Here is a 13,267-nt window from a genome sequence, read left to right on the forward strand (position 1 = left end):
GGATACGAGGATTATTTCTACAGCGGAGATTACTGTTTTGTCGAGTGGCCAGAACTCATCGAGCCCTTGTTGCCCGAAGATACTGTGAATGTTCAAATTACAGTGAATGAGTCCGACGGTAGCCGGTTATTCAGCTTTTAACCCTTCAATTTTTGTCCTCCACTTCTTTTGACTGATTATGAGATTACGTTTTAAGCCTGTAGTCTTCCTGTTTTGCTGCGAAAAGAATTTAAGGTCAGCCCCAGGAACCATCAGCTGAGGGTTTTTGGGACTGGCCTTATAAAAATTTCGCCAATTTTCAAGGGAAGGATTGCAGGGCCGGCCTGCAGCAAGCGATACAGAAGCAAGCGTTAGCCTGTGTGCAGGTGCGGCTTGTATCGCGTGAGCAATCCGATCCGTAGAAAACCAGAAATTTTTATCAAGCCTTGATCTTTTGGTACTTTTGGATTAAGCCAAAAGTACGGAATCTGTCAAATGAAAAACCTTTTTCTTGGGTGACCCAATGCACAAAATAGGAAATCGATGGACGCAGACCTTACAGGTTTTGGAAACCTGTCAGGTCTTTTTATTTACAACTTTGGGATTACCGATTGAATCACCGGAAGCGATGCTATCGGAAAACTATAGCGATGGTATCACTCCAGGTGATGCTGTCGCTTTTTTTGCGCCCGTTTGTTCAAACGAAGTGTTCAGTCGATGTGTTCAGTCGAGGCTCCAGCCTTGTCTGGTCTATCCCGGCAGGCAATTTTTTCATTTTTCATATCTTCACCCTTGATTTTTTTTTAATTTTACGGTCAATTCTAATTCGCATGTTTTGATTAAAAAAATTTAGCCATGAAACATCTTTTCCTGTTCGTTTTTTTGGGTTTGTTTTCGGTCCCAATGACCGCTTCCGACCTGGTGTTAATTCCGACAAAAAACTTTGAAGAAAGTAAAAGTCTTTTCAACAACCCCTCTTTAAGGATCAATTTCTACTGCGATGAATTTGTGGTTGCCACTCTTGACGGACACCTTGAAGCGCCTTATGTTTGGCTTGATCAGAACCCATGGGACAAAGGCTTCAGTTATTATCTTGTTAACGTAGATAAGTATGTTGATAAGGAAGGTTATATCGAACGCATCAAACCTTTTGCCGATGTGCTTTACGATATGGGCAGCCTGCTCGTTGTCAGGATTGACGAAGTAACCCACGGGCAGCTTCCCCCGGCAAAAAACGATGGTATGGTTAGGATTTTCAGCCAGAAGGTACTTTTACCGGTACAAAGCTGCTATACCGAACTAAGCAGGTTTTCTCCCGATCCTTTTGTTGAGAGCCTGCTGGCTCAGGTTAACGGTGTCAATATCACGACCGATGTGCAGCATCTTCAGAATTATGGTACGCGCAATTGCTATCATGCCAGCTCAATCCTGGCGCAGAACTGGATTAAAAACGAGTTGCTTGATCTGGAATTTAGTGTAGAGGTGATGGACTTTACTATGCCCGGAGGAGCGGCAAGCGACAATGTGATCGCCACATTTCCAGGCACTAAATATCCGGACGAGTATGTCGTGTTGGGCGCTCATTACGATTCCTATGCAGGTGCAGTGAGCAACCCTGCTCCCGGCGCCGATGACAATGCTTCGGGAACAGCCGGTATCCTGGAAATTGCCCGCATTCTGAGTCTGTATGATTTTGACCGCACCATCATCTTTTGCGCATTCTCCGGCGAGGAGTACGGTCTCTATGGAAGCAAGGCTTACGCCAAACGCTGTTCCCAGCAGGGGATGAACATCCTGGGGTACTTCAATATGGACATGAATGGTTATTTGAAGCCCGGCAATTCTACCATCATGACCTCGCTGATCTATCCGCAATCAGCCAAACCTCTTGGTGATTTTTACACCACCGTCGCCGGAGTATATCTTCCCGATTTTGTGGTAACACCTTCAACATTTCTCTATGGCGACAGCGACCATACTGCATTCAACCAAAATGGCTTTATGGGTATTTTTCCGTTTGAGGATGCTCAGAACTACAGTCCTTACATTCACTCGGCAAGCGATGTGGTTGGCACAAGTTACATCAGGGAGGATCAGGCGGTTATCTTCACCAAAGCAATTCTCGCCTCAGTGGTTACCATGGCCAACATGGAAAAACCACAAGGTTTGCCTTATAGCCAGGATTTCAGTGGGTTTGTAAGTAAAGAAACATTGCCTGAGGGATGGACTCCTGATGCCACAGGTTCGTCAGCAAACAGACTGGATTTCAGCCCCTGGGCCGATGGGGGGAATACCAATACCGGATTGAAATACTCAACTTCTCAAGCCAATGTTCTGGGTTATCAGCACACATCCGAAACAGGCGTTTTCACAGCTTCGCTTGGCTTAAAAAATGATACCGGCGAACCCATCGAAGAACTTTTTATCTCCTATCTTGGCATGGTTGCCGAAGCGGGTGGAGGACGCTCACCGGTGTGGACAGTAAAAGTAAATGATACAGAAGTGAGTGCCCTGGCCTATTCCACAGCTGATGGAACAAATAATCGTATTTATGCATCGGTTCAGGGGTTAAACATTGCCGGCGATGAGCTTTTCACGGTATCATGGTCTTCAGACCAGGGAACAGGTAGCGGATCAAGTAAGCAAATAGGCATCGGCGAAGTCAATATTTCAACTTTTGAGGGTTGGATAATGATTGGCGCCGCCGATGATGCTTCGAATTATACTACCTGGAGTAACGGCAGTAATGAGGGGTATGGTTTCGAACCCTGGAACCTGACAGCCGGGACGGATGGGGGTTATGCCGGGTTTTTCCCCGGTAATCCTGCTGTTGCCGGTATTTCAGGTATGGATAATCCATCGTTCGGTCTGTATGCCAATCCTGCGGGAAATAATTATGCCAATGCTGACAGGAATTTTATCTCCCCTTTTGGAATTGGCGCCACTTTCAGTTTTAATTGGGGAGTAAACTGGGATAGCGATGGTCCGGGCAATAAGGGCATTAATCTGTATACCGGTGGAACCAGCGGGACGCAACTTATCAATATTAACCAGGGAGGCAGTGCAACAATTACAATCAATGGCAGCACGATGTTCAGTAACTATGGTACTGAGGTAATGAGCCTGAATTTCGAATATGTTTCCGATGGAGCGTTGCGTGTTTATGGTACAGGTAGAGATGGTTCAGAGTCCTTTAATCAAACTTTTTCAGTGGCGGGTGCACCGGATGCTGTGCGATTCTATGCAAGTGGCCTTGCTCCGGGTGATCAGCGACAGCCTTTCTTCAATAACTTAAATATCTCAACAAGCCCTTCGGTGATCCCGGACGAAGCCACCGTTTTTATCAATGGAAGAGTGGAGCTGAATAATGCACTTGAGGTGAATAACCTGATTATTGAAGAAGGCAGTCTGCTTCAGGTTAATCCTGATGGAACGCTGACAGTAAATGGTCTGCTAAACAACGAAAATACCGGAACCAAATCAGATGCAGGATTGCTGATAAAATCCAGCGACAGTGGAACAGGTTCTTTGATCCATTACACCCATGGAGTACAGGCAACTGCTGAAAGATACATTTCGGAGGCTGACTGGGAGGATGGAAAGGACGGCTGGCATTTGATCTCATCACCTGTTTCTGACCAACCCATTGCCGGCTCATGGACGCCTTCCGGCATGGCGGGCGACTATGATTTCTATGCCTGGAATGAAGCCAATGTGCAATATCCCTGGCTGAACCAGAAAGACCCTTCGAACAGCATTACCCACTTCATCGGCGGACAGGGGTACCTTGTGGCTTATGAACAGGCTTTGGTACGTACTTTTTCGGAAGAATTGAATGTCGGAAATGTGACCGTTGCATTGAAAAACAGTGCTGGCGATAAGGGCCGGTCATGGGAAGGCGGCTGGAACCTGCTGGGCAACCCTTATCCATCAGCCATTGACTGGTATAAAGCTGATCGCTCTCTTTTTGAAGATGATTTTGTATATGTTTACAATACAAACAGAATTGTGGGAGAATTGCCCTCTCCCGGTTATGAATCGATTGACGGAGCTACAGAAGGCGCTTATCTTGCCGCCAACCAGGGATTCTTTGTCAAGGCTGAAGTGTTGTCAAACAATATTCCTTTTACTTTTAGTGACGACATGCGGGTGCATGGCGCCGGTTTTATGAAAAATTCAGAAACTGAAAGTCAGATCACCCTGGTGCTGAAGAACACCGCTTATGCGGATAAGGCCACCATACGCATCTGGGAAAACAGTTCTTTTGACCGCGACCGTCGAGATGCTGTAAAAATGTTCAGTTACAGCCAGAACGTACCTCAAATATATTCAATGACATCAGATAGCAGGAATGTTTCAATCAACTCTATCCCAGCCTTTGATGAATCAACACTTATCCATATTTCCACAAAAGTTCCGGCAAATGGAATGATGACCCTGAATCTGGATGAGGTTTCCGGTGAATTTGAAAATCATACAATATTGCTGATTGATCAAAAAACCAGCATCATTCACAAGCTTAGCGAAACGCGTTCTTATACCTTCGAAGCAAGTACCGGTGACGATCCCAACCGCTTCCTGCTCAAGTTTGAAATGGTGAGTGTTGATGAAAACCCGGCTGCAGAGCAGACTTCCATCTATTCTTATGGCCAGTCAATTTATATCAGCAGCACCCAGCGTGCAGAAGCGCTGATCTCCGTTTTCAACATCACCGGTCAGCAGGTGTACAGCCGGCAGCTGATGCTCGACGGACTGAAGCAGATCACCCTGAATGTTCCCACAGGCTGGTACGTGGTGCAGGCCGTCACAACCGAAAGTGCAGTCAGCCGTAAGGTGTTTATCCGTTAATCCATCCATTCGTAAACAACAATAAAAACATATCACAATGAAAAAAATAGCATTTCGCACCGCAGCCCTGATGATCCTGATGATGGGATTCATCCTTGCAACGCCAACATTTGCCCAGGACCCGCCACCTCCTCCTCCGGGAGGCCACGGCGGCACAGGTAACCAGCCTCCGGGAGGTGGAACGCCGATTGGCTCCGGCCTCGTCATCCTGCTTTCACTGGGCGCTGCCTATGGCGGGAAGCAGGTGTACGAGATGAGGAAGAGGGAATAAAAGCCCAGGGAGACGAAGAGCACTTAGAGAAGAGGATATTGAGATTGAGGTTTAGGTTGAGGTTTTTCCATTCAACCTCAACCTTAACCTTAACCTTAACCTCAATCTTCTACAAGTCACGCAAGTGCACATTTAGTGACATGAATGGCAGCCCTGCAGCAAAATTTAGTATGATCACCGATTGAATCGCCGAAAGCAATGCTATCGGGATTTAATAGCGATGGTATCACTTCTGGTGATGCTGTCGCTTTTTTTTTACGCCCGTTTGTTTAGACGTTGTATTCGGACGAGTTGTTTGGACGAAGTTTTTGGATGATAAGTTTAGTCGATGTGTTCAGACGAGGCTCCAGCCTCGTCTGGTCTATCCCGGCAGGCTCCGGCCTGCCGTTTAAATGATGTATTTCATAATTCGGACTGGAGCCTAAGCTGAACCGCTGTTCGGACGAGGCTCTGGTAAATCTGACCGGAGCTTTACATTATTTGTAAGTAAAAATTGAAATAAAAGTAAAGCGAACAAAAAAAATTTATAAGTTTGCAACGTTCAGAAATGCATCAAAGGATTTATTTAGCCTGACCAGCAGTCAGAATAAAAGAAAACTGTTTTATCATTTTTTTAAAATATTGATTTGAATGATGGTATTAAATTCAACATAAATAAACATTTACTACATTGAAAACTTTTAAAAGTGTAATGTTCAGGTCAGTCAATAACCTGAAGGAGGGCTTTATAACTTTTGAAAAGTGGAGATGGTTAGCTGCCGTTCTATTCATTATTTATGGCGCTCAGGCTGTTTCCAACAATATCTCCGTTACAAACATCAGGCTTACCGGCCAGGATCCCGATGAGAATTATACCATGGTGGAGTTCGATATTTCATGGGATAATTCCTGGCGGGTAAGTTCCGGTCCCTCCAACTGGGATGCAGCATGGGTCTTTGTGAAAATTCGAACGGGCAATCAACCCTGGCAACATGCCTTGCTGAATAATACCGGTCATACTGCTCCATCAGGCAGCACTATTGATATTGGACTTCTTTCACCTGGAAGTCCTTTTCATATCACTTCAAATCCCGGTATGGGCGCATTTATTTACCGAATCAGTGATGGAACCGGAACTTTTTCGTTAACCGATGTCCAATTGCGCTGGAACTATGGGGCAAATGGTATTGGTGACGATGATGTGGTTGATTTTCAGGTTTTCGCCATCGAGATGGTCTATGTTCAACAAGGGAGTTTTTATGTCGGAGATGGAACTATTACTACGGTGACCAATCAACTCTCTGCCCACAATACTACTGCTGCTTTTCAGATCACGGGTGAAGCAGCATTAACCCTCGGAGGTACTGACAACGGTAATCTGGGTAACAGAAATAACACGGGGATGTTTGTTGCCGATGATTTTAGCTATTCAGTAACCCAAATCCTTCCGGAAGTTTTTCCAAAGGGCTATAGCTCGTTTTATTGCATGAAGTATGAACTCACTCAGCAGGGTTACGTTGGTTTTTTAAATACACTTACCCGCGACCAGCAAAATATGCGGACAGCTACAGATCTTTCTACAGGCATAACTACGGTCACAAACCGCTATGTGATGAGCAACACAGGTACTGTCAGTTTTCGAAATGGGATCAGGTGTGAAGGAACCATTGACGCCAATGACCCTATAGTTTTTTACTGCGATTTTAACAGCAACGGAACACCGAACGAACCCTGCGATGGGCAAACCATTGCCTGCAACTGGTTAACCTGGGCTGATGTTGCAGCTTTTCTTGACTGGTCATCACTCAGACCTATGACCGAACTGGAGTTGGAAAAAGCCTGCCGGGGACCAATCACACCTGTTGCAAACGAGTATGCATGGGGAAGTACATCAATCACCGGGCACACCGGGATTACCAACAGTGGCTGTGCGAACGAGATACCGAGCAATAGTGCCAATGCTGCTAATAGTAATCTTATTTCACGCCGGTATCCTTTCAGAACCGGCGCATTTGCCAAATCGGGCAGTACACGGGTTCAGGCAGGCGCTGGTTATTACGGGGTTATGGAAGTGAGCGGCAACCTTTTCGAACGTGTCGTTTCTGTTGGGAATTCTGCAGGAAGACTCTTTGACGGTAAGCATGGAAATGGATTGCCCGACACCGCTGGTGATGCGGATGTTGTCAACTGGCCGGGGACCGATGCAATCGGCATAGGCCACAGATGTGGAGATTTCAGGCTTTCTACGACTTGGTTAAGGCTTTCAGACCGAAGTTCAGCCGCAGAAACATTTGCCGGACGATTAGAGCGGGTTGGTATTCGGGGTGTGAGGAATACGCCTTGAATTTTACTGATTATACAGTCAAAAATGAAATAGTGTTACTTATTGTGATTACAAAAAAAACAGATTGCCTTTTATTATAACTCAAATGCCTTATGAATAAAATTGTTTTGTGCTTAATATTGTTGCTGTCGTTGCAGGGTTTGCTTTTCGCTCAATACAGCGGAGGAGCTGGTCCGGGTGATAATTTTAATCTACTCGCTAACCAACATCTCGATAATTGGTTTAAAACCCCCGGGAACTGGAGTGAAGCAGAAAACTGGAGTCAAAATACAGTTCCTGTGCCCTCAGAAAGAGCCTGGATCAAGGCATCTGTTGAAGTGGATGGTAATTACCAGCATACTGATTTGATCATCGAAGCCGATGGGAAGGTTACCATTCCGGTCACTGGTGCTTTAACCATTACCGGAATCCTGATCAATAATGCATCCAGTCAGGGACTGGTGATTAAATCCGACATCACCGGTTCTGGCTCACTAATCCATGCTACCGACAATGTCAGTGCGACCGTTGAACGATATATTACAGGCAATTCATGGAATTGGCATTTCTTGTCTTCCCCGGTTGCTGATCAGGAGATTTCCGGCGATTTTACCCCATCGGGTGAAAATGGTGATTATGATTTTTATTCCTGGTATGAACCGGAATTGACCTGGGTAAATTTTAAGAACACAACTGTTGAACCTACCTGGTTTACTGCCAATGGAAGTAATCAGTTTGAAGTAGGTAAAGGATATCTTGTGGCTTATGAAATTTCAAATACAATAAAAACTTTCACCGGAGCACTGAATCAGGGAAGTGTGAATTTTCCTCTTTCAGCTCTTGGTTCAGGCCAACACCAGCAATATAACCATGTTGGGAATCCCTTTCCGTCATCAATTGACTGGAAATCCGGTTCAGGCTGGAACTTAAGTGGTTTAGAGCCCAATGGTGAAGGTTATGATATGCACATCTGGAATGATATCATTGGGAATTATGGCGCATTTAACTCTGCTTCACTTAATGATGGAGGAACTAACAACGTATCCCGTTACATTGCTCCCATGCAAGGTTTTATGGTAAAGGCTGATAATGCAAAAAGTGGCAATTTGACAATGGATAACGCCATCAGGGTTCATAGCAGCCAGGCTTTCCTGAAATCAACCGAAGAACTGGCCGATTACCTGAAATTGAAGGTTACCGGTACCCCAAATACTTACTCTGATGAAGTAATCATTGAGTTCAACCATGATAGCGACCAGGGTGGCGCCTCCAAGCTGCTCAGCTTTGTTGCCGAAGCCCCGGGTCTCTGCACCATGAAGGATGGTTCTAAATATGCCATCGACTTCCGCAGTTCACCGAAGGAAGAGACCACCATTCCACTGCATTTCAGGGTTGGCGCCAACGGCAATTACACCATCCAGGCTTTGACACTTGAAACTTTTACACAGGGAGTAGTAATTGCTCTCGAAGACAGGAAAACCGGAATAATGCATGAACTGACCCATAGTAACGCTTACACCTTTAATGCAATGAAAGAGGACAACCCCGATCGTTTTTTACTGCATTTTACCGGCGCTTTCGGTGTCAATGAACTCAATACAAATGATGTGATTGGAATTTACTCGCACGGCCAGTCAATATATATCAGCAGCATTGAAAGTGCAGAAGCGCTGATCTCCGTCTTCAACATCACCGGCCAGCAGGTGTACAACCAGCAATTGGTGCTTGACGGATTGAAACAGATCACGCTGAATGTTCCCGCAGGCTGTTACGTAGTCCAGGCCGTCACTTCCGGAAGTGCAGTCAGCCGCAAGGTGTTTATCCGTTAATCCATCCATTCGTAAACAACAATAAAAACATATCACGATGAAAAAAATAGCATTTCGCACCGCAGCCCTGATGATCCTGATGATGGGATTCATCCTTGTAACACCAACTTTCGCCCAGGACCCGCCACCCCCTCCGGGAGGTCACGGCGGCACAGGTAACCAGCCTCCGGGAGGCGGAGCTCCGGTTGGCTCCGGCCTCGTGATCCTGCTTTCGCTGGGCGCTGCCTATGGCGGGAAGAAGGTATTTGATGCAAGGAAAAAGCTTGCAGAATAACTGCCGGTAAATTTTTACCTCCAGACCTGTCAGGTTTCAAAAACCTGACAGGTCTCGCTATCCCTGTCTGGTAAATGGGAATTTCGGACAACGAACGATAAATAATATTGTACGATTGCGGACAAGCAATGTTTCCTGCTGAACACTAAAACTGTTACTGATTGCTCAGTTGGTTTGGATAACTCGTTAGATGATAAAATTTTAGAAATTTTGGTATAATAATCGGAGAGGTGCTTTCCAGAATTAATTGTTTAACTATTTTCAATTGAATCACTTATTACTCCAGCACTTCATTACTCCAACATTCCGGCGTGTTAGGAGCAGAAGATCAAAACAAGCCGATATGATTCATTTGTTCCAAACCATCTCTGATTTAATGCTATGTTTAAAAATTTCCTCACCACTGCATTCAGGAGCCTGCTGAAAAATAAACTTTTCTCATTGATTAACATATTTGGTCTGGCCATCGGGTTGGCCTGTTTCACAATGATCATTCTTTATGTGCAGGACGAGTTGAGTTACGACAAACACCACGACCATGCCGAAAACATTTACCGGCTCAGCCTGAAAGGGAGTATGACGGGAAATAATTTTCATACTGCTACTTCCGGTGGTCCGGTTGGTGAATTGATGCAAAATGAAATACCCGAAGTTGAAGAGCATGTTACGCTCTATAAATCCAACAGGCCTGTTCTTTTCCAGGTTGACGACCACAAGTTTTACCAGGATGGGATAATGTATGCAGATTCCAACTTCTTCAATATTTTCAAATATGAATTTATTAATGGTGATCCTGTAACAGCGCTTAATCAGCCCAATTCGTTAGTTTTATCGGAAACCATGGCAGGGAAATTTTTTGGCAACCGTGATCCCATGTTTCAAACCATCAGGTGGAACAACGAACAAAATATGATTGTCAAAGGTGTTGTGCGTGATCCGGTAAACCGCTCACACCTGCATTTTGATGTGCTGGCTTCGATGTCCACCTTTAGAAGTGACCAAAGGATGTGGAGTTATATGAACAGCCTGTGGACTTTTATTACTCAAAACTATGTAAGGGTTTCGGATGGTACTACGCTTGATATCCTCAATGAAAAAATAAAGACTGTGGCTGCTTCCCATTTGAACCAGGCAGAGGAAGAATACGGATTGAAGCTCGAAATTGTACCGCAACCCATCACTGATATACACCTCACATCTAAACTGGTGCACGAACTAGGCAACAATGGCGATATGAGCAGGATATGGATTTTTAGCACCATTGCATTCCTGGTGCTCGTTGTGGCCTGCATCAATTTTGTAAATCTTACCACTGCAAAATCCTCCAGACGGGCGCTTGAAGTTGGTGTTAGAAAGGTTTTTGGCGCCAGCCGTAACCTCTTGTTCCGGCAATTTATCAGCGAGTCGCTTATCATTGCACTGATCAGCCTGTTTATTTCCATGTTTCTGGTAGAGTTGTTTTTGCCGTTTTTTGTCAACCTCGCCGGTGTGGAGTTTGGCTATCGCTGGCTGGCCAACTGGCCTTTCCTGCTTTTCTTGCTCGGGGTAGCCTTACTTGCCGGGTTGTTATCGGGAAGTTATCCGGCAGTCTTCTTGTCTGCTTACAAACCCATCAGGGTGCTGAAAGGTGACGTCTTCAGGGGCGGGCGACGCTCTTACTTTCGGAATGCGATGGTGGTGCTGCAGTTTGTGATTTCAGTTTTTCTGATCTTTAGCACGCTCGCAATCTATAGGCAACTTCAGTTCATGCAAAGCAAAGACATTGGCATCAGCAGGGAGGATGTAGTTATTGTGCCGATACGTGGCAGTGATTTGATGGCTAAATATGAAAATATGCAGGATGAGTTCAGGCTGATTCCGGGTGTGAAGGATGTTTCGGCTTCATCAACATACCTTGGTAATTTTGAGCAAAGGCGGGGTTACTATCCCGAAGGAACTACCAGGCAAAGTTCGTGGATGATGAACAATGTACAGGTAGATTACAATTACCTGGATATGATGAATACAGAATTATTAATGGGACGAAATTTTAACGAAAACCGCCAACTCGATTCCAATGCCATCATCATCAACGAAGCGCTGATGAAAAAACTGGAGTGGGAGAATCCGCTGGGCAGGTTCATCTATTTACCTTTCGGCGAAACCGCCGCCGAAGATACCCCGCTAAAGATTGTTGGCGTGGTAAGGGATTTCAATTTTGCTTCATTGCATGATGCCGTGGAACCACTGTTGATACAGCTTGATCCCTCGATGTTCAGGTACCTCAACATTAAAATCAGCCGCCAAAATGTGGCGGGTATTCTCGGAATGATCGAAAGCAAATGGCAGGAATTTTCTCCTGACCAGCCTTTCGATTATTTTTTTCAGGATACACGCTTCGATAGTTTTTATGTTGCCGAAATCCAAATGACCAATCTGTTTATTTATTTCTCAGTGCTGGCCCTTTTTATTGCCGCCATTGGGCTGTTCGGGCTGGCACTCTATACCACCGAACGGCGCACAAAGGAAATTGGCATTCGAAAAGTTTTTGGAGGTTCGGTACAGCAAATCCTCAAGTTGTTGACACGTGAGTTCATCCGTTGGGTAATTATCGCCAACCTGATTGCCTGGCCGCTGGCATGGTATTTTATGCACATCTGGCTACAAAATTTTGCCTACCAAACCAATATTTCCTGGTGGATATTTGCACTTTCTGCAATCTTCTCATTGTTGATTGCACTGATCACCGTTTCCTGGCAATCCATCCGGGCAACATTGAAGAACCCGGTGGAGGCGTTGAGGTGGGAGTAGAGCGGCGCAGCGGATAGGCGCTCAGGCAAAAAAACTAGCTCCCGAAACTTTGGGGTTGTTCATTTGAAATTGATGGGAGCAATGCCTGCCCGACCCAGACACAGGAGGGGGTGGGGAGTTATGCAGTAATGGAATAGATTCAGCGAGGCAAACTGCTTACTGCCTGCTACTCCCCAAAGGGTTTTTCTCTTGTGGGGAGAAATTTAGGTGCTTGAGGCACTTATTTGGCAGTGAAGAATTATAGAGTTCTGTTTTTTATTGGTTGATTGTTTCGTTATTCAATACTGGTGTCCGCAATTGCAATATCATGCATTGGCTATATCAGAATGTAAGTCTGAGACAGATCTGCTAAAAACGGAAACATCATAATTGCCAAACCGGCAATTTGTACTGCCTGACCCGAAGATTATTTAGTACTGCACTTATTGTCAAAAGTCAGGAGTGATTGCACAGCTCACCCACCGGGAAGTCATGGCGAATTGGGTAACCAGACATCACCGGGTGGAGGTGCACCTATTGGTTCCGGCATTGTAATTCTCCTTACGCTCGGCGCTGCGTAAGGTGGCAAGAAGGTTTTTGAAGCAAGAAAAAGGCTAGCAGACTAACAGCTTGAAAGGTTCACGCCGACACACAGACCTGAGGACATAAAAGCGATGGTATTACTCTTAGTAATGCTATCGCTTTTTTTTGCACCCGTTTTTTCAAACGAAGTGTTCGGACGATATGTTCAGGCGAGGCTCCAGCCTCGTCTGGTCTATCCTGGCAGGCTCCTGCCTGCCGGATTAGAGGGTTGAACTTTCTTCATTCAGTAGTCAGAAGAAATTGAGCATACCATCTTTTTTATGTTTGCCGTTTTAAAAATTCTAAAAATTTACGGAATCATTATAAATCGTTGTAATTTAGCAGCGTGAAATGAAGAATTAAACAATAAAATTTTACAGTTATGAGAAAAAGATTACTATTCTTAATTTTGA

7 protein-coding genes are annotated in these 13,267 nt (G+C 45.2%); all 7 read left to right on the top strand.

The genetic code is table 11. The features are described from left to right. Window positions 1-141, top strand: a 141-nt coding sequence (locus IH598_14160) for a tRNA (adenosine(37)-N6)-threonylcarbamoyltransferase complex ATPase subunit type 1 TsaE (GenBank protein MBE0639658.1), incomplete at its 5' end; no start/stop codon positions are given. Between the two features lie 693 nt (window positions 142-834). After that, window positions 835-4,827, top strand: coding sequence for a M28 family peptidase (locus IH598_14165; GenBank protein MBE0639659.1), 3,993 nt, complete (start codon window positions 835-837; stop codon window positions 4,825-4,827). 37 nt (window positions 4,828-4,864) lie between these two features. Then, complete coding sequence (locus tag IH598_14170; protein MBE0639660.1) at window positions 4,865-5,098, top strand: hypothetical protein; 234 nt, start codon at window positions 4,865-4,867, stop codon at window positions 5,096-5,098. Window positions 5,099-5,768: 670 nt separating this feature from the next. Then, window positions 5,769-7,421, top strand: a complete 1,653-nt coding sequence (locus tag IH598_14175) for a hypothetical protein (protein MBE0639661.1) — start codon at window positions 5,769-5,771, stop codon at window positions 7,419-7,421. A gap of 92 nt (window positions 7,422-7,513) precedes the next feature. Further along, window positions 7,514-9,229 carry a T9SS type A sorting domain-containing protein gene (locus tag IH598_14180; protein MBE0639662.1) on the top strand — a complete coding sequence of 572 codons (1,716 nt, stop codon included), beginning with the start codon at window positions 7,514-7,516 and terminating at the stop codon, window positions 9,227-9,229. Between the two features lie 37 nt (window positions 9,230-9,266). Then, window positions 9,267-9,503 (top strand): hypothetical protein, encoded by a 237-nt coding sequence (locus IH598_14185; GenBank protein MBE0639663.1) that lies wholly within the window; start codon window positions 9,267-9,269, stop codon window positions 9,501-9,503. Between the two features lie 381 nt (window positions 9,504-9,884). Continuing rightward, on the top strand, window positions 9,885-12,293 hold the full coding sequence (locus tag IH598_14190) for an ABC transporter permease (GenBank protein MBE0639664.1): 2,409 nt from the start codon (window positions 9,885-9,887) through the stop codon (window positions 12,291-12,293). Window positions 12,294-13,267: the final 974 nt, after the last annotated feature.

The organism is Bacteroidales bacterium (assembly GCA_014860585.1).
Classification (GTDB): Bacteria; Bacteroidota; Bacteroidia; order Bacteroidales; family 4484-276; genus RZYY01.